The organism is Pseudonocardia sp. Ae717_Ps2 (assembly GCF_001932475.1).
GTDB lineage: Bacteria > Actinomycetota > Actinomycetes > Mycobacteriales > Pseudonocardiaceae > Pseudonocardia.
In genome coordinates, this window is the sequence record NZ_MCIS01000001.1 from 1825892 (window position 1) to 1842236 (window position 16345).

Consider the following 16345-nt stretch of genomic DNA (forward strand, 5'->3'; position numbering starts at 1 on the left):
GTGGGGCCGGGCCCGGGCCGTCCACTGGGCCCATGCCGACCACGACCATCGAGCTCCACGACCTGCACCACGTCCACCGGCCCCGCGGTGCGCCCCCGGTCCGCGCGCTCGTCGGGGTGTCGCTCGCCCCGCGACCAGGGACGGTCACCGCGATCATGGGCCCCTCGGGGTCGGGGAAGTCGACCCTGCTGCACTGCGCCGCCGGGCTGCTCGTCCCCGCCTCCGGTCGCGTGCTGCTCGGCGGTGTCGATCTGACGGCGTTGTCCGAGCGGGGACGCACGCTGGCCCGCCGGGAGCGCACCGCCGTCGTGTTCCAGGCGTTCAACCTGGTCGCCGCGCTGACCGCGGCCCAGAACGTCGCACTGCCCGCGCGGCTCGCCGGCCGTCGGGTGGGTACCCGCGCGGTCGTCGCCGCCCTCGACGAGGTCGGCCTGGCCGACCGGGCCGGGCACCGTCCGGCCCAGTTGTCCGGCGGGCCGCAGCAGCGCGTCGCGATCGCGCGCGCCCTGCTCACCCGGCCCGCGGTGCTGTTCGCCGACGAGCCGACCGGCGCGCTCGACTCGGCCGCGTCCACCGGGGTCCTGGGACTGCTCCGCCACTGCGCCGTCGACCGGGGCGCGACGACGCTGATGGTCACCCACGACCCGGCTGCCGCGGCCTGGGCCGACGAGGTGGTGGTGCTGGGCGACGGGCGCCTCGTCGACCGCTTCCCGGTGCCCGGCCCGCCGGGGGACCGGCGGGCCGCCGCCGCCATCGCGCACCGCCTCACCGGACCCGCTGTCCCGGCCCCGGACGGCGTCCGATGATCGCCGTCGCGAGTGTGCGCGGCCGGTGGAGGGAGCTGCTCGCCGCGGTCCTCGCCGTCGCCGTCGGGGTCGGGTTGCTCGGGGCGGTGCTGCTCGCCGCGGCCGCGTCCCGCCCGGTGGTCCAGGAGCGCCTCGCGGCCACCTCGGCGCTGGTCGTCGCCCCGCCGGTCGTGACGTCGACGACCCCGCGCTCGCACGGGCGGATCCCGTGGAGCGGCCCGGTCGCCGACGCCCTCGCCGACCGCCTGGCCGCGTCGCGCGGCGCGACCGCGGTGCCCGACCGACCGTTCCCCGCGGTCGCCCTGCCCGGCGGACGACCGGTCGGTGACCCCGACGACCTGGAGGGCGGTCACGGCGTCGCCTCGCTCGTCCTCGGCGGGTACCGCGTCACGGCGGGGGAGCGTCCGCGGGGCCCTGGCGACGTGCTCGTCCCCCGCACGCTCGGGGTCGGTCCGGGCGACCGGCTCGCGGTGCAGTTCGCCGACACGGTCCGCACGATGCGCGTCTCCGGCACGACGGACGGTCCCGGCCTCTGGGTGGACGACACCGAGGCCGCCCGGCTCGCCCCGGGCGTGCGGACGATCGGCGTGCTCGGTGCGGTCCCGCCGGCGCCGCCGGACACGACCGTCCTGACCGGCGACGACCGCGCGGCCGTCGAGCCGGTCCAGGAGGCCCGCGTGCGCTGGCGCGGCGACCAGCTCCTCGCCGCTCTCGCGCTGCTCACCGCGGTCACGACCGTCGTCGTGGTCGGTGCCGCGCTGTCGACGGCCGTCGCGGGGCGCCGCCGCGAGCTGGGCCTGCTCCGCGCCGCCGGGGCGCTGCCCGGCCGGGTGCGCCGCCTCGTGCTCGCCGAGTCGGCACTGGTCGGGGTCCTCGGTGCGGCGGCGGGCACGGTCCTCGCGGTCGTCTCGGCCGCTCCGCTGCACACCGTCCTCGTCGCCACCGACGCCGCGCGGCCGGCACCGGTGCCCGCCGCCGCCGGGCCGCTCGCCGCTGCGGCCGCCGCCGGCGTGCTGCTCGCGGTCACCGGGGGCCTCGCCGCGGCGCGCCGGGCGGCCCGGGCCGCGCCGCTGGACGTCGTGCACGACACCGGTCCCGGACGCGGGTCGGCGCGGGGCCGCCTCCTCGGCGGGTCGCTCGCGCTCGCCGCCGGGGTGCTGCTCGCGGCCCGGACCGCGGCGGCGACCGGCGACGGCCGGGTCGGGCTCGCCCTCGCGACCGGTGCCGCGCTGGTGGGCGCGGCCGCGCTGCTCGCTCCGGTCCTGGTCGGGCTGCTCGCGCGGGTCGGCCCCGCTCGTCCGGGCGGCCGGGTCACCGCGATGCTGGTGCGCGCCGAGCTCGCGGCGAACCCGGCGCGGGCCGGCGCGGTCGTCGCACCGGTGGTCGTCGCGGTCGGGTTCGCGGTGCTGCTCGGTGGGCTCGTCGCGACCTCCGCCGACGCGTACCCGGCCCAGCGGACCGCACAGCTCGCCGGGCAGGTGACCGTGGAACGCGACGGCACGCCCGGCCTGCCCGACGACGTCGCCCGCACCCTCGCCGTCCCCGGCGCCCGGATCCCGCTGCCGACCGTGCTCGTCGTCCCCGGGGGTGCGGGACCGACCGCCGTCGACGCCGTCGGGACCGCCGACCCCGGCCTGGTCCGGCCGGGTGAGGTGGTCCTGTCCGTCCCGGCGGCCGACGCGCTCGGCCTCGCTCCGGGCGCGACCCTGGACGCCCGCTTCGCCGACGGCACCTTGGTGGGGCTGCGGGTCACCCGGGTCCTGCCGCCCGACGAGCGGCGCGGGGACGTCGTCATCGACCGGTCCCAGGTCCGCGCCCACGATCCGGCCGCGATGACCCGCACCGCGTTCCTGCCCGCCGGAGCGGTGCCCGGCCCGCTCCCGCTCGGGGTCGCGGTGCGCGACGCGGCTGCCTACGCCGCGCAGGAGTACGCGGTGGACGCCCGGTTGACCGACACCCTGGCCGCCCTGCTGGTCACGGTGTCCTCCGGCTACGGCGCGCTCGCGGTCGCCGCGGGGGCGCGGGCGGCGGCACGCACCCGGCGGACGGACCTGGCGGCGCTGGTCGCGGCCGGCGCGACCCGACGCCGGGTCGCCACGACCGTCGCCGCGGAGAACGGTGTGGCGGCGACCCTGGGCGCCGTCCTCGGGGTCGCGGTGTCGCTCCCGCCGCTGGCCGCCGTGGCGTCGGGGCTGTCCGCGGCGACGGGGACGGCGGTCGGTCCGGTGCTCGACACGGCCGTCACCTCGGCCGCGGCCGGTCTCTGCGTGCTGGTCGCCGTCGTCGCGGGTGGGGTGGGCGCCGCCACCACGAGGTGAGGGCACGTCCCGGTGCGGCTCGACCGGGGGCGCCGGGCGGCCGGCGGGCGGCAGAGCACGAGGTCAGCCGAGGAGCCGTCGCGCGTTGGCGGTGGTCAGCTCGCGCCAGCCGCGGCCGTCCGCGGCCGGGGGAGCGGTGTCGAGCGAGGCGACCTGGGCGCGCACGGCCGCGGCCGGTGTCCAGCACGAGTCGCTGCCGTAGACCAGCCGTTCCACCCCGACGGTGCGCTCCAGGGCCGGGACCTGGTGCGGGAACGGGGTCCCGGCGGTGTCGAACCAGAGGGACCGCAGCTGGTCGGGCACCGGGGCGCCCCCGCCGTCGCCGAACGCCGTGCGGAACAGCTCGATCCGGTCGGCGAGGGCGGGCAGCGCACCGCCGCAGTGCGTGGCGATCCACCGGACACCGGGGAACCGGGTGAGGGTTCCGGACAGCATGAGATCGGTGTAGGTCCGGGCGGTGTCGAACACGAACTCCAGCATCGGTCGGGGTCGACCGGCGGTCAGCTCCGCCGCGTGCGGCGGCGAGGTGGGGTGGACGAGCACCACCGCCCGACGCCGGTCCAGCTCCGCCCACAGCGGCGCGAACGCGGGATCCCCGAGATACCTGCCGTGGGCGTTGGTCTCGACGGTCACACCGTCGCTGCCGAGCTCGTCGAGGGCGTGGACGGCCTCGGCCAGCGCTCCGTCCACGTCGGGCAACGGCAACGAGGCGAGGTGCCCGAACCGGTCCGGGTGGTCGGCGCGCAGGGACGCGCTGGCCTCGTTCACCTCGCGGGACAGGCGTCGGGCGGCCCGGTCGTCCCCGAAGTGGGTCCCAGGAGAGGAGACGGACAGCAGGGACGTGGTGATCCCGCACTCGTCCATGAGCGCGAGGTGGCGAGCCGGGTCCCAGTCCGGCCATCCCGGCATGCCGTCGGGGCTGGTGTGCCCGGCCGACCGGGCGGCCTCGACGTAGGACGGGGTGAGGAAGTGGGAGTGCAGGTCGATCAGGGTCATCGGGTCCCTCCGGACGGAGCGGCTGCGGAACGGGCGGTGGGCGGCAGCCGCGCGGCGCGATCGCCCCGCGCCACCGGTCCCGGGCGGGACGGCGACTATCCTGGTCGTCGTGGCACGCATCGTCGTCCTCGACTACGGCTCCGGGAACCTGCGCTCCGCCGAGCGCGCCCTGCAACGCGTCGGCGCGGACGTCACCGTGACGTCCGACTTCGACGCGGCGACCGAGGCCGACGGTCTCGTCGTCCCCGGCGTGGGCGCCTTCGCGGCGTGCATGCGGGGCCTGCACTCCGTCCGCGGCCCGCAGATCATCGGGCGTCGCCTCGCCGGCGGCCGTCCGGTTCTGGGGATCTGCGTCGGCATGCAGGTTCTGTTCGAGCGCGGCGTCGAGTTCGACGAGGACACCGAGGGTTGCGGCGAGTGGCCCGGCACGGTCGAGCGGATCCAGGCCGACGTGCTGCCGCACATGGGCTGGAACACCGTCCGGACCCCGCAGGACAGCGCGCTGTTCGCCGGGCTCGACGCCGACGCCCGCTTCTACTTCGTGCACTCGTTCGGCGTGCGGCGCTGGACCCTGGAGCCCTCGCACGCGATCGCCGTGCCGAAGGTCACCTGGACCCACCACGGGGAGGACGTCGTCGCCGCGGTGGAGAACGGGCCGCTGTCGGCCACCCAGTTCCACCCGGAGAAGTCCGGCGACGCCGGCGCCACGGTCCTGGAGAACTGGCTGCGGTCGGTCACGGCCTGATACCCACCACGACGCCGCCGCCGTCGGGCCGGGCCTCCAGCTCGCCGACGCGGCCGTCGCGGCCGATGCAGGTGACCACGACGGTGGGACCGCTGCCGAGGTCGGCGACGACCAGGCGGATGGTCTCCGGTGCGGGCACACCCACGGCGCCGGGGGCCCGTGCGACCACCTCCGCGACCGGTCCCGGTGCGAGGTCGTCGAGGTCGACGGTGCGCTGTGCCGGGTCCCGGGCGAGCGGTCGGTCGGTCGTGACCACGCCCAACCCGTCGTCGGAGTTCCAGACGTAGGTGCGGGTGTGGGTGGGCCGGCCGGGGTCGGCCGTCTGCACGGTTCCCCCGTCCGCGCCGTACGCCGCGAGGCGGTCGACGACCGTGCTCCCGGTAGCGCGGCGGACGTCGTCGACGAGGCGGGTCAGTCCCGCTGCCGTGCTGATGTCGGTGGCCGGGGCGGCCGGCGCGGAGACGACGGGAGCCGGATCGCGGGCCGGCCCGAAGTCGATCTGCTCGACCTGGACCTGCAGCCAGACCCGTCCGACGACGACGATCACCACGACGGAGATCAGCCCGCTGATCCACGAGGGCGGTCCGTACTTCCGCCTCCGGTACTCGGCGATCTCGCGCCGGTCCGGTGCCCACGGCAGGAACGGCGGTTCGAAACGGGGCGCGGTCCGGTCGGCGCGCGTGCGGGCACGGAGGAGAGCCACGACGGGGAGTGTGGCCGTGCTCGCGCGCTGCCACGGGCGTTCCGCGGAACGCGCCTCGGCCCGGCCCGTACTCCCCGGAACGCATGCTGTCCCCCTCGGCCACTCCCGGGGGCCACGAGTGCCGCGGATACCCTGGCGCGGTGAGCTTCACGTTGCTTCCCGCGGTGGACGTCGTCGACGGGCAGGCCGTCCGGCTGGTGCAGGGCGAGGCCGGCACCGAGACCGGCTACGGCTCGCCCCTGGAGGCGGCCATGACCTGGCAGGCCGGCGGCGCCGAATGGGTCCATCTGGTGGACCTCGACGCCGCGTTCGGCCGTGGCTCGAACGCCGAGCTGCTGGCCGAGGTGGTCGGGAAGCTCGATCTGCGGGTCGAGCTGTCCGGCGGCATCCGCGACGACGAGTCCCTGGACCGCGCCCTGTCCACCGGCGCTGCCCGGCTCAACCTCGGCACCGCGGCGCTGGAGCAGCCCGAGTGGTGCCGGAAGGTCCTCGCCGAGCACGGCGAGAAGATCGCGATCGGCCTCGACGTCAAGGTGATCGACGGCAGGCGCCGGGTCGCCGGCCGCGGCTGGACCTCCGACGGCGGCGACCTCTGGGAGGTCCTCGCCCGCCTCGACGCCGACGGTGCCACCCGCTACATCGTCACCGACGTCTCCAAGGACGGCACCCTCCAGGGCCCGAACGTCGAGCTGCTCACCGAGGTCGCGCAGGCCACCACCGCCCCGGTGATCGCCTCGGGCGGGATCTCCGAGGTCGCCGACCTGACCCGGCTCGCCGAGGTCGCCGCGACCGGGGTGAACATCGAGGGCTCGATCATCGGCAAGGCGCTCTACGCCGGCCGGTTCACCCTGCCCGAGGCCCTGGCGGCCGTGAACGCGGTGAGGGCCTGATGGGCGTCGCGGTCCGTGTCATCCCGTGCCTGGACGTCGACGCCGGGCGGGTGGTGAAGGGCGTCAACTTCAAGGAGCTCCGCGACGCGGGCGACCCGGTCGAGATGGCCCGCGTGTACGACGCCGAGGGCGCCGACGAGCTGACCTTCCTCGACGTCACCGCGTCGTCGTCGGAGCGCGGAACCATGATCGACGTGGTGCGTCGCACCGCCGAGCAGGTGTTCATCCCGCTGACCGTCGGCGGTGGCATCCGCACCCCCGACGACGTCGACCGGATGCTCCGCGCGGGCGCGGACAAGGTCTCGGTGAACACCGCCGCGATCGCCCGGCCCACGCTGCTGCACGAGATGTCGCGGCGTTTCGGCAGCCAGTGCATCGTGCTGTCGGTCGACGCCCGCCGGGTCCCCGAGGGGGAGCAGCCACAGCCGTCGGGCTGGGAGGTCACCACGCACGGCGGGCGTCGCTCCGCCGGTATCGACGCCGTCGAGTGGGCGCAGCGCGGCCAGGAGCTCGGCGTCGGGGAGATCCTGCTCAACTCGATGGATGCCGACGGCACCCGCGCCGGGTTCGACCTGGAGATGCTGACCGCGGTCCGCAAGGTCGTCGACGTCCCGGTGATCGCCTCCGGCGGTGCCGGTGCGGTCGAGCACTTCGCGCCGGCCGTGCGCGCCGGGGCGGACGCCGTGCTCGCCGCCAGCGTGTTCCACTTCGGTCAGCTGCGGATCGGTGAGGTGAAGGACGCGCTGCGCGCGGAGGGGGTCGAGATCCGGTGAGCACCCGTCTCACGGCGGCCGAGTCCGCGCTGGACCCGGGGATCGCCGCCCGCCTCAAGCGCGACGCCGACGGGCTGGTCTGCGCCGTCGTCCAGTCCCGCGCCGGTGAGGTGCTGATGGTCGGCTGGATGGACGACGAGGCGCTGCACCGCACCCTGACCACCGGCCGGGGGACCTACTGGTCGCGCTCGCGCCAGGAGTACTGGGTCAAGGGCGACACCTCGGGGCACGTGCAGCACGTGCACGAGGTGCGGCTCGACTGCGACGGCGACGCGGTGCTGGTCGTCGTCGATCAGGAGGGGCCGGCCTGTCACACGGGAACCCGGACCTGCTTCGACACCGACGTCCTGCTCGCCAGGGACGGCGCATGAGCACCGACGTCCTGCTCGCCAGGGACGGCGCATGAGCACCGACGTCCTGCTCACCAAGGACGGCGGCGGGGTCTGACCGCTCACGGGTGCACCGGCGGCGTCGGTGGCGGCTGGGTGGGTGCCGAGGTGACCCACCGGATCCCGGCGGTGATCGCGTGCCCACCGGCCCGCACCACGGTCGCCTCGGCCACGGGCAGCCACGGCAGCCGCAGCGGCAGCCGCGTCCAGCGTGGCATCAGCCCCACCGACGCGGCGGCCAGCACCGAGTACGGCAGCCGTGCGGAGAGCGGCAGCGGCGGCTCCCACAACAGGAACCGCGCGGCGTCGCGGGCCTCCGGGGTCCCGGCCAGCTCGGGCCGGTAGGCGGCGAGCTGGGCGTGCAGCTCGGCAACGGACTCCGGCGGATCGGGCACCCCCAGCTCACGGGCGACGCGTGCGGTGTCGGCGACGTAGGCGTCGCGTCCGGCGGCGTCGAGCGGGGCGGCGCCGTAGCGGTCGTGCGCGGTGAGGAAGCTGTCGATCTCGGCGATGTGCACCCAGCGCAGCAGGTGCGGATCCGACGCCGAGTACGGGCGCCCGTCCGGCGCGGTCCCGCGGACGTGCACGTGGGCCCGCCTGATCCGCGCGATCACCCGCTCGGCCTCCTCGGCCGGCCCGAACGTCGTCGCGGCCAGGAAGTACGAGGTGCGCTGCAGCCGTCCCCACGGGTCGCCGCGGAACCCGGAGTGCCCGGCGACCCCCGCCATGGCCAGCGGGTGCAGCGACTGCAGCAGCAGCGCACGCAGTCCGCCGACGAACATCGACGAGTCGCCGTGCACGGTGCGGATCGCGGCGTCCTCGGCGAACCAGCGCGGGCCCTCGGCACCGAGGACGCGGGCGCGGCGGCCGGATCCCTCGTCGCCGGCGACCCGGCTGAACACCGCCGACCCGACCCGCGAGCGAAGCGCCTCGAGCCGGTCGGCGACGGCGCCGGGCAGCCGGGCGGACAGATCGACCATGACCCCAGTGTGCGGTCGTGCGGCCCCGGCCGCCCTGCTGGCGAGCTCGTGGCCGGGTTCGCCGCGGGCGACGGCGACCGTCTCGCCGGCGCCGGGCTCACCACCCGCGAGGGCGAGGTGCTGCGGCTGATGGCGCGTGGTCCGTCCGACGCCGAGATCGCCGCCGAGCTGGTGCTCGGGGTGGAGACGGTGACGACCCAGGTGGCGGGCGCGCTCGCGAAGACCGGGTCGCGGAACCGGACCCAGGCCGTCGTCGCCGCCTACTCCTCGGGGTTCGTCGACCCCAGGTTCCCGGTCAGGTAGCGCTGCACGGTCGGCCCGACCGCGGCGAAGATGTCCTCGGGGGGCGCCGAGGCCAGCGGCTCCAGGTGCACCACGTAGCGGATCATGGCGAGCCCGATCAGCTGGGCGGCGACGAGCGCGCCCCGCTCGTCGGGCCGGTCGGGGGAGTGGACGCGGGTGACCGGCACCAGGATCGCCTTGCCGATGAACTCGCGCAGCATCCGGGCCGCGGCCTCGTGTCCCGCGACGCTGCGCAGCACCGCCGCCATCGGGGAGCCGCCGTCGGCGTCCCACACGGTGAGGAAGGTGCGCACGATCCGCTCGCCGACGGTGTCGCCCGGACCGCTCACCAGGTGCTCGCGGACCTGCTCGGGCTCGAGCGGCAGGTCGAGCGCGGCGAGGAACAGCTTCTCCTTGCCGCCGAACCAGTGGTTGACCATCGCCGGGTCGACCCCGGCGCGCTCGGCGATCCGGCGGACCGTGGCGCCGTCGAAGCCGCGGTCGGCGAACTCGACGCGGGCGGCGGCCAGCAGCGCGGCGCGGGTGTCCGCACCGCCGGACCGGCGGCCACGACGCCGGGGCTGCGCCCCCGGGGCCGGGGGTGCGCTGGCGCTCGGTTCGGTCATGCGTCCCATCCTCACCCGCGCGAGGGCAGTCGTCACTGCTCGGGGACAATGAGTCGCATGACCCAGCGGACCCAGAACGCATCCGGTGGCGCGACGACGACGGGCGCCCCCGCCCCCGCGGTTCCCGCAGCCGCAGCCCTGGGCGCGGTGAGCCCCAGCCGCGAGGAGTTCCGGGAGCTGGCGCGTGCGCACCGGGTCATCCCGGTGACCCGGCGGCTGCTGGCCGACGACGAGACCCCGGTCGGGGTGTACCGCAAGCTGGCGGGTGGGCGGTCCGGCACGTTCCTGCTGGAGTCCGCGGAGAACGGCCGGTCCTGGTCGCGGTGGTCGTTCGTCGGGGCGCGCAGCGCCGCGGCGCTCACCGCCGTCGACGGCGAGCTGGTCTGGACCGGAGAGGTCCCCGACGGCCTGCCCACCACCGGTGACCCGCTCGAGGCGCTGCGCACCGTGGTCACCGAGCTGCACTCCGAGCCGCTGCCCGGGCTGCCGCCGCTGACCGGCGGCATGGTCGGCTACCTCGGCTACGACATCGTCCGCCGCGTCGAGCGCATCGCCGACCCGGACGACCCGGCCGTCGACGACCTGGCGCTGCCCGAGCTGGTCATGCTGCTGGCCACCGACCTGGCGGCGCTCGACCACCACGAGGGCACCGTCACCCTGATCGCGAACGCGATCAACTGGGACGCCACCGACGACCGCGTCGACCAGGCCTACGACGACGCGGTCGCCCGGCTGGACCGGATGACCGGCGAGCTCGCGGTCCCGTCGCCGAGCTCGGTCGCGGTGTACACCCCGACCCGCCCGGAGTTCCTCCGCCGGCGCACCCCCGAGCAGCACCACGCCGCGATCGAGGACGCCAAGGAGCAGATCCGCGCCGGTGAGGCCTTCCAGATCGTGCTGTCGCAGCGCTTCGAGATGGAGTGCGACGCCGACCCGCTCGAGGTCTACCGGATCCTGCGCACCACGAACCCGAGCCCGTACATGTACCTGCTGCGCCTCGACGACGCCGCGGGCGGGCCGCCGTTCTCGATCGTCGGGTCCAGCCCGGAGGCGCTGGTCAGCGTGCTCGACGGGCGCGCCACCACGCACCCCATCGCGGGCACCCGCTGGCGCGGCGCGACCGACGAGGAGGACCAGCTCCTGGAGAAGGAGCTGCGCGGCGACGAGAAGGAGCGCGCCGAGCACCTGATGCTCGTCGACCTCGGACGCAACGACCTGGGCCGGGTGTGCGAGCCCGGCACGGTCACCGTGCGGAACTTCTTCGAGATCGAGCGCTACAGCCACGTCATGCACCTGGTGTCGACGGTGTCCGGGCTGCTGCGGCGCGACCGCACCGCGTTCGACGCCGTCGTCGCCTGCTTCCCCGCCGGCACCCTGTCCGGGGCGCCGAAGGTGCGGGCCATGCAGGTCATCGACCGGCTGGAGCCGACCCGACGCGGCCAGTACGGCGGCATCGTCGGCTACCTCGACTTCGCGGGCAACGCCGACACCGCGATCGCCATCCGCACCGCGATGATCCGCAACGGGACCGCCTACGTGCAGGCCGGCGGCGGGATCGTGGCCGACTCCGACCCGGCCGCGGAGGACATGGAGTGCCTGAACAAGGCCCGGGCGGTGCTCTCGGCCGTCGCCGCGGCCGGGTCCCTGTCGGCCCCGCTGACACCCCCGCCCGTCCCGGGCAGCGCGTGACGGCGCCCGGCGACGACGGGGTCGCCGCGCCCGCACCGCACCGCACCGACCGGCGGGCACTCGGCCTGACCGTGCTCGGCCTGCTGCTCGGCGCCGGGGCCCTGTGGGGCGCCGGGTCCGCCGACTGGTTCGTGCTGGAGGTGCCCACCGCCACCCGCGGCACCGTCGAGCTCGGCGCCACCGGCGCGCAGCTGCAACCCGTGGTCACCGCGGTCGCCGCGCTGCTGGTCGCGGCGGTCGCCGCGCTGGTCGCGCTGTCGGGGATCGCCCGCCGGGTGCTCGGTGTGCTGGTCGGGCTCGCCGGGGTGGCTGCGGTGGTGCTCACCCTGCGGCTGGTCGCCGTGCCGCCGTCGGCGGTGGAGCTGGCCTCGGCCCGCTCCGGGCTGACCGCCCCGAACGCCCCCGCGGGCTCCGGCGCGGTCTCGGCGACGCCGTGGCCCTGGCTGGCGGTCGCCGGCGGGGTCGTCGCACTCGCCGCCGCGGTGCTGCTGGTGGTGCGGGAGCCGCGGCTGCCGCGGCTCGGTGCCCGCTACGCCGCACCGGGCACGCAGGCGGCCACGACACCGACCGACCCCGACCGGGCGGCCTGGGAACGGCTCGACGCCGGCGGCGACCCGACCGTCGGTCCGCGTGAGGGGGAGAACTAGCATGACCTCGACGTCCGGGCGACGCGCGAGCGGAGGAGGAGTCGGTCCTGTGAGCACTACGGGCACTGCCGGTACGACCGGACACCCGAACGGGACTCCGGGTCGCGTACCCAGCGTCCTCGAGGCCATCGTGGACGGGGTCCGGGAGGACCTCGCCGTGCGCGAGAGCGTCGTCGATTTCGCCGAGATCAAGCGGCGGGCCGCGGCCGCGCCGCCGCCGCGGGACGCGATGGCGGCCCTGCGCGAGCCGGGCGTCGGCGTCATCGCCGAGGTGAAGCGGGCCAGCCCGTCGAAGGGGTCGCTCGCCGACATCCCCGACCCGGCCGACCTCGCCGAGGCCTACTCCGCCAACGGTGCGCGGGTGATCAGCGTGCTCACCGAGCAGCGCCGCTTCGGCGGTTCCCTGGCCGACCTCGACGCCGTCCGCGCCCGGGTCGACACCCCGCTGCTGCGCAAGGACTTCGTCGTCACGCCGTACCAGGTGCACGAGGCCCGTGCGCACGGCGCGGACGTCGTGCTGCTGATCGTCGCCGCGCTGGAGCAGCCGGTGCTCGCCTCGCTGCTGGACCGCATCGAATCCCTCGGGATGACCCCGCTGGTGGAGGTGCACACCGAGGAGGAGTGCGACCGCGCCCTGGAGGCCGGCGCCACGCTGATCGGTGTCAACGCCCGCAACCTGCACACCCTCGAGGTGAACCGGTCGGTCTTCGGTGAGATCGCGCCCGGCCTGCCGTCGCACGTGCTCAAGGTCGCCGAGTCCGGCGTCCGCGGCCCCGGTGACCTGCTGACCTACGCGGGATGGGGCGCCGACGCGGTGCTGGTCGGCGAGGGCCTGGTGACCAGCGGGGACCCGGCGGCCGCGGTCCGCGGTCTGGTCGCGGCCGGGTTCCACCCGTCCTGCAGCCGGAACGGCGGCTGATCCGTGCTCGTCACGCTCGCCACCGCACTGCCCACCGCACTACCCGGCGCGCTCCCGGCGTCCATCCCCAGCCCGGACCGGGGTGTCTGGCATCTCGGCCCGATCCCGATCCGGGCGTACGCGCTGTGCATCATCGCCGGCATCGCGGTCGCCCTGTGGTGGGGCGAGCGCCGGCTGCAGGCGCGCGGCGGGCGGGCCGGGACGGTGCTCGACGTCGCGGTGTGGGCGGTGCCGTTCGGCCTGCTCGGCGGGCGGCTCTACCACGTCGCCACCGACTGGCGGACCTACTTCGGCCCCGGCGGCAACCCGTGGGGAGCGCTGGAGATCTGGAACGGCGGGCTCGGCATCTGGGGCGCCATCGCGCTCGGCGGGGTCGGGGCCTGGATCGGCTGCCGCCGGCACGGCGTCCCGCTGCCGCTGTTCGCCGACGCGGTCGCCCCCGGCATCATCGTCGCCCAGGCGATCGGGCGACTCGGGAACTGGTTCAACCAGGAGCTCTACGGTGGCCCGACCACCCTGCCCTGGGGGCTGGAGATCTACCGGCGGGTCGACCCCGCGACCGGGCTGGACGACCCGCTCGGCGGTGTGGCACTCGACCCGACGCCGATCGCGGTCGTGCACCCCACCTTCCTCTACGAGCTGCTGTGGAACCTCGTCGTCGCCGCGCTGATCGTGCTGGCCGACCGCCGGTTCCGGCTCGGCCACGGCAGGGTCTTCGGCCTGTACGTCGCGGGCTACACGCTCGGCCGGTTCTTCATCGAGCTCATGCGCACCGACCCGGCGACGCGGGTGTTCGGAGACGTCCGGATCAACGTCGTCGTCGCGTCGGTGGTGTTCATCGGGGCCGTGCTCTACGTCGCGTTCGCCCGTCGCGGCCGCGAGGAGTACGTCGCCCCCGAGCCGGCGGACACCGCCGGGCCCGGGCAGCAGGGCAGACCCCAGGAGCGCGAGGACGCGTGAGCGCGTTCGCGGGCTTCGGCGAGGGCGCCGTCGAGTTCTACGACGGCCTGCTCGCCGACAACTCCCGTGCGTACTGGACCGACCAGCGTGCGGTCTACGAGAACGACGTCCGCGGCCCGATGCTGGCGCTGCTCGCGGACCTCGAACCGGAGTTCGGGGCGGGGAAGGTGTTCCGCCCCTACCGCGACGTGCGCTTCGCCGCGGACAAGACCCCGTACAAGACCCACTGCGGCGGCTTCGCCGAGCCGTTCTACGTCGAGGTGTCCGCGGACGGGATGCTCGCGGCCGGCGGCTACTACCACCTGGCGCCCGACCAGCTGGCCCGCTACCGCGAGAGCGTCGACGACGAGCGCCGCGGCGAGGACCTGCGAGCCCGCCTCGACACCGCCCGCGCCGCCGGACTCACCGTCGACGGCGCGACCCTGAAGACCCGGCCGCGCGGCACCGCCCCGGACCACCCGCGGCTGGACCTGCTGCGGCACACGGGGCTCTACGTGGCGCGGCACTGGCCGCCGGACGACGTGCTGCACGGCCCGCGGGCCCGCGACCGGGTCCGCAGGGTGTGGCGGGCGACCCGCCCGGTCACCGAATGGCTCGACGACCACGTCGGCCCCAGCGAGCTCCCGCGGCGCTGACCCGGCGCCGCGGCCGTGGGGCCCGGCGCGCCCGGAGCAGCGGTGCAGGACCGTCGGAGGAAGGTACCGCTCCGCCTCAGAGCCGCGACGACGTCTCGCGGCCCGGTCGCCGGCGGGCCACCAGCACGGTCAGCCCCAGCCCGAGCGCCGCCCCGGCGACGTCGACGAGCGCGTCGAGGACGTCCCCGCTGCGCCCGATCGGCAGCAGCGCCTGCGCGACCTCCGAGGCCGCCGCGTAGGCGACCAGCCCGCCCAGCAGCGGCCACACCCGGATCCCCGCGGCCCGCCCGGTCCACGCCAGCAGCGCGAACAGCAGCAGGTGGACGAGCTTGTCGGTGCCCGGAGGTGCCGTCGGGACCCCGGATGCCGGGGTGAACAGGATGACCAGGCTCAACAGGACCGACAGGACGAACGGCTGGACGCGCACGCCCCCAGTCTGCTCCACCGCCGATCCTGCGGATGAACACCGTCGAACCGGACACCGACAGGCCGGGTTCCCGTCGTCCTGATCGTTCCAGACACCGCTACCCTGATAGCCGTGACACGTCGAACCAAGATCGTCTGCACCATCGGACCGGCCACGGCGACCCCGGACCGGATCCGTGACCTCGTGGAAGCGGGCATGGACGTGGCCCGGCTCAACTTCAGCCACGGGGACCGCGCCGACCACAAGCGCGTCTACGAGATGGTCCGCGACGCCGCCGACTCGACCGGGCGCGCCGTCGGCATCCTCGCCGACCTGCAGGGCCCGAAGATCCGGCTCGGCCGCTTCACCGACGGGCCCACCGAGTGGGCGACCGGCGAGGAGGTGCGGATCACGGTCGACGACGTGCCCGGCACCCACGACCGGGTCTCCACCACCTACAAGGGCCTCGCCCAGGACGCCCAGGTCGACGACCGGATGCTCGTCGACGACGGCAAGGTCGGACTGCGGGTCGTCGCCATCGACGGCAACGACGTGGTCTGCCGGGTCACCGAGGGCGGCCCCGTCTCGGACAACAAGGGCCTGTCGCTGCCCGGGATGAACATCTCGGTGCCCGCCCTGTCGGACAAGGACGTCGCGGACCTGGAGTTCGCGATGTCGCTGCGGGTCGACGTCGTCGCGCTGTCGTTCGTGCGCAGCCCCGCCGACATCGACCTCGTCCACAAGATCATGGACAACACCGGCGCCGGTCGGGTCCCGGTGATCGCGAAGCTAGAGAAGCCCGAGGCCGTCGACAACCTCGAGGCCGTCGTGCTCGCCTTCGACGGCATCATGGTCGCCCGCGGCGACCTGGGCGTCGAGCTCCCGCTGCAGAACGTGCCGCTGGTGCAGAAGCGCGCCGTGCAGATCGCGCGGGAGAACGCCAAGCCGGTCATCGTCGCCACCCAGATGCTGGACTCGATGATCACCAGCTCGCGCCCGACCCGCGCCGAGGCCTCCGACGTCGCGAACGCCGTCCTGGACGGCACCGACGCCGTGATGCTGTCCGGAGAGACCAGCGTCGGCCGCTACCCGATCAAGACCGTGCGGACGATGGCCGAGATCGTCGAGGCCGTCGAGGCGGGCCCGGCCGACGTGCCGCCGCTCAACCACGTGCCCCGCACCAAGCGCGGCGTGCTGTCCTACGCCGCCCGCGACATCGGCGAGCGGCTCTCCGCCCGCGCGCTGGTCGCGTTCTCCCAGTCCGGGGACACCGTGCGGCGCCTGGCCCGGCTGCACACCCGGCTCCCGCTGCTGGCGTTCACCCCGGAGCCCGCGGTCCGCAGCCAGCTCGCGATGACCTGGGGCGTCGAGACGTTCCTGGTCGACAGGGTCGACTCGACCGACGCGATGATCCGCCAGGTCGACCACGCGATCCTGTCCATCGGCCGGTTCAAGCCGGGTGACCTCGTGGTCGTCGTCGCCGGTTCGCCGCCCTCCACGGTCGGCTCGACCAACCTCATCCGGGTCCACCGGCTGGGCGAGGACGACCACGCCTGACCGGCGCCGGGCATACTCCCGGGC

General features: G+C 75.6%; 18 protein-coding genes. 13 read left to right on the forward strand and 5 right to left on the reverse strand.

Annotated elements, in window-relative coordinates; all coding sequences use genetic code 11:
* The first annotated feature begins 32 nt into the window (after nucleotides 1-32).
* A complete protein-coding gene (locus Ae717Ps2_RS08740; protein WP_083696079.1) occupies nucleotides 33-806 on the forward strand; it encodes an ABC transporter ATP-binding protein in 774 nt (257 codons plus the stop codon).
* Nucleotides 803-3124, forward strand: a complete 2322-nt coding sequence (locus tag Ae717Ps2_RS08745; protein ID WP_075333210.1) for an ABC transporter permease — start codon at nucleotides 803-805, stop codon at nucleotides 3122-3124. The genes Ae717Ps2_RS08740 and Ae717Ps2_RS08745 overlap by 4 nt, the downstream gene beginning before the upstream one ends.
* Before the next feature lie 63 nt (nucleotides 3125-3187).
* Here the strand turns inward: Ae717Ps2_RS08745 and Ae717Ps2_RS08750 are convergent, their stop codons facing one another.
* Nucleotides 3188-4120 carry an amidohydrolase family protein gene (locus tag Ae717Ps2_RS08750; protein ID WP_075333211.1) on the reverse strand — a complete coding sequence of 311 codons (933 nt, stop codon included), beginning with the start codon at nucleotides 4118-4120 and terminating at the stop codon, nucleotides 3188-3190.
* A gap of 109 nt (nucleotides 4121-4229) precedes the next feature.
* Here Ae717Ps2_RS08750 and hisH point away from each other — a divergent pair, with 109 nt between their 5' ends.
* Nucleotides 4230-4865 carry an imidazole glycerol phosphate synthase subunit HisH gene (hisH, locus tag Ae717Ps2_RS08755; protein ID WP_075333212.1) on the forward strand — a complete coding sequence of 212 codons (636 nt, stop codon included), beginning with the start codon at nucleotides 4230-4232 and terminating at the stop codon, nucleotides 4863-4865.
* On the opposite strand, the gene Ae717Ps2_RS08760 is transcribed toward hisH, so the two are convergent.
* Complete coding sequence (locus Ae717Ps2_RS08760; RefSeq protein ID WP_075305659.1) at nucleotides 4855-5568, reverse strand: hypothetical protein; 714 nt, start codon at nucleotides 5566-5568, stop codon at nucleotides 4855-4857. The genes hisH and Ae717Ps2_RS08760 overlap by 11 nt on opposite strands.
* A gap of 140 nt (nucleotides 5569-5708) precedes the next feature.
* Here Ae717Ps2_RS08760 and priA point away from each other — a divergent pair, with 140 nt between their 5' ends.
* The 3 genes from priA to hisI are packed head-to-tail and all read left to right on the forward strand — an operon-like array spanning nucleotide 5709 to nucleotide 7602.
* Nucleotides 5709-6458, forward strand: a complete 750-nt coding sequence (gene priA, locus Ae717Ps2_RS08765) for a bifunctional 1-(5-phosphoribosyl)-5-((5-phosphoribosylamino)methylideneamino)imidazole-4-carboxamide isomerase/phosphoribosylanthranilate isomerase PriA (RefSeq protein WP_075305660.1) — start codon at nucleotides 5709-5711, stop codon at nucleotides 6456-6458.
* The gene (hisF, locus tag Ae717Ps2_RS08770) at nucleotides 6458-7231 is read left to right on the forward strand and encodes an imidazole glycerol phosphate synthase subunit HisF (RefSeq protein WP_020622477.1); all 774 of its coding nucleotides are present in this window, start codon (nucleotides 6458-6460) and stop codon (nucleotides 7229-7231) included. Before priA ends, hisF begins: the two co-directional genes overlap by 1 nt.
* Nucleotides 7228-7602, forward strand: a complete 375-nt coding sequence (hisI, locus tag Ae717Ps2_RS08775; protein WP_075305661.1) for a phosphoribosyl-AMP cyclohydrolase — start codon at nucleotides 7228-7230, stop codon at nucleotides 7600-7602. The genes hisF and hisI overlap by 4 nt, the downstream gene beginning before the upstream one ends.
* Before the next feature lie 80 nt (nucleotides 7603-7682).
* On the opposite strand, the gene Ae717Ps2_RS08780 is transcribed toward hisI, so the two are convergent.
* On the reverse strand, nucleotides 7683-8600 hold the full coding sequence (locus Ae717Ps2_RS08780) for an oxygenase MpaB family protein (RefSeq protein ID WP_020622475.1): 918 nt from the start codon (nucleotides 8598-8600) through the stop codon (nucleotides 7683-7685).
* 48 nt (nucleotides 8601-8648) lie between these two features.
* On the opposite strand from Ae717Ps2_RS08780, the gene Ae717Ps2_RS08785 reads away from it, so the two are divergent.
* Nucleotides 8649-8903 carry a response regulator transcription factor gene (locus tag Ae717Ps2_RS08785; RefSeq protein ID WP_369804830.1) on the forward strand — a complete coding sequence of 85 codons (255 nt, stop codon included), beginning with the start codon at nucleotides 8649-8651 and terminating at the stop codon, nucleotides 8901-8903.
* On the opposite strand, the gene Ae717Ps2_RS08790 is transcribed toward Ae717Ps2_RS08785, so the two are convergent.
* Nucleotides 8861-9508, reverse strand: a complete 648-nt coding sequence (locus Ae717Ps2_RS08790) for a TetR family transcriptional regulator (protein ID WP_075305663.1) — start codon at nucleotides 9506-9508, stop codon at nucleotides 8861-8863. The two genes, Ae717Ps2_RS08785 and Ae717Ps2_RS08790, sit on opposite strands and share 43 nt — an antisense overlap.
* 57 nt (nucleotides 9509-9565) lie before the next feature.
* Between Ae717Ps2_RS08790 and Ae717Ps2_RS08795 the strand changes: the two genes are divergently transcribed.
* Genes Ae717Ps2_RS08795 through Ae717Ps2_RS08815 form a run of 5 tightly spaced genes read left to right on the forward strand, consistent with a single transcriptional unit; the run spans nucleotide 9566 to nucleotide 14358 of the window.
* Nucleotides 9566-11197: an anthranilate synthase component I gene (locus tag Ae717Ps2_RS08795; protein WP_233147498.1), complete on the forward strand. Its 1632-nt coding sequence runs from the start codon at nucleotides 9566-9568 to the stop codon at nucleotides 11195-11197.
* On the forward strand, nucleotides 11194-11844 hold the full coding sequence (locus Ae717Ps2_RS08800; protein ID WP_020627499.1) for a Trp biosynthesis-associated membrane protein: 651 nt from the start codon (nucleotides 11194-11196) through the stop codon (nucleotides 11842-11844). Before Ae717Ps2_RS08795 ends, Ae717Ps2_RS08800 begins: the two co-directional genes overlap by 4 nt.
* A gap of 49 nt (nucleotides 11845-11893) precedes the next feature.
* On the forward strand, nucleotides 11894-12763 hold the full coding sequence (gene trpC / locus Ae717Ps2_RS08805; RefSeq protein WP_283160278.1) for an indole-3-glycerol phosphate synthase TrpC: 870 nt from the start codon (nucleotides 11894-11896) through the stop codon (nucleotides 12761-12763).
* A 3-nt stretch (nucleotides 12764-12766) separates the two neighbouring features.
* On the forward strand, nucleotides 12767-13723 hold the full coding sequence (gene lgt / locus Ae717Ps2_RS08810) for a prolipoprotein diacylglyceryl transferase (protein ID WP_337819498.1): 957 nt from the start codon (nucleotides 12767-12769) through the stop codon (nucleotides 13721-13723).
* Complete coding sequence (locus Ae717Ps2_RS08815; protein WP_075305664.1) at nucleotides 13720-14358, forward strand: DUF2461 domain-containing protein; 639 nt, start codon at nucleotides 13720-13722, stop codon at nucleotides 14356-14358. The genes lgt and Ae717Ps2_RS08815 overlap by 4 nt, the downstream gene beginning before the upstream one ends.
* A gap of 76 nt (nucleotides 14359-14434) precedes the next feature.
* On the opposite strand, the gene Ae717Ps2_RS08820 is transcribed toward Ae717Ps2_RS08815, so the two are convergent.
* Complete coding sequence (locus Ae717Ps2_RS08820) at nucleotides 14435-14803, reverse strand: VanZ family protein (RefSeq protein WP_051050429.1); 369 nt, start codon at nucleotides 14801-14803, stop codon at nucleotides 14435-14437.
* Between the two features lie 93 nt (nucleotides 14804-14896).
* Between Ae717Ps2_RS08820 and pyk the strand changes: the two genes are divergently transcribed.
* Nucleotides 14897-16321, forward strand: a complete 1425-nt coding sequence (gene pyk, locus Ae717Ps2_RS08825) for a pyruvate kinase (RefSeq protein ID WP_020627504.1) — start codon at nucleotides 14897-14899, stop codon at nucleotides 16319-16321.
* Nucleotides 16322-16345: the final 24 nt, after the last annotated feature.

What these genes read in the sequence shown, in the direction of transcription:
- Ae717Ps2_RS08780 (WP_020622475.1), bottom strand. Translation starts at nt 8,600, where the DNA reads ATGGTCGATCTGTCCGCCCGGCTGCCCGGCGCCGTCGCCGACCGGCTC.
- Ae717Ps2_RS08750 (WP_075333211.1), bottom strand. Translation starts at nt 4,120, where the DNA reads ATGACCCTGATCGACCTGCACTCCCACTTCCTCACCCCGTCCTACGTC.
- Ae717Ps2_RS08745 (WP_075333210.1), top strand. Translation starts at nt 803, where the DNA reads ATGATCGCCGTCGCGAGTGTGCGCGGCCGGTGGAGGGAGCTGCTCGCC.
- Ae717Ps2_RS08795 (WP_233147498.1), top strand. Translation starts at nt 9,566, where the DNA reads ATGACCCAGCGGACCCAGAACGCATCCGGTGGCGCGACGACGACGGGC.
- hisF (WP_020622477.1), top strand. Translation starts at nt 6,458, where the DNA reads ATGGGCGTCGCGGTCCGTGTCATCCCGTGCCTGGACGTCGACGCCGGG.
- Ae717Ps2_RS08740 (WP_083696079.1), top strand. Translation starts at nt 33, where the DNA reads ATGCCGACCACGACCATCGAGCTCCACGACCTGCACCACGTCCACCGG.
- Ae717Ps2_RS08790 (WP_075305663.1), bottom strand. Translation starts at nt 9,508, where the DNA reads ATGACCGAACCGAGCGCCAGCGCACCCCCGGCCCCGGGGGCGCAGCCC.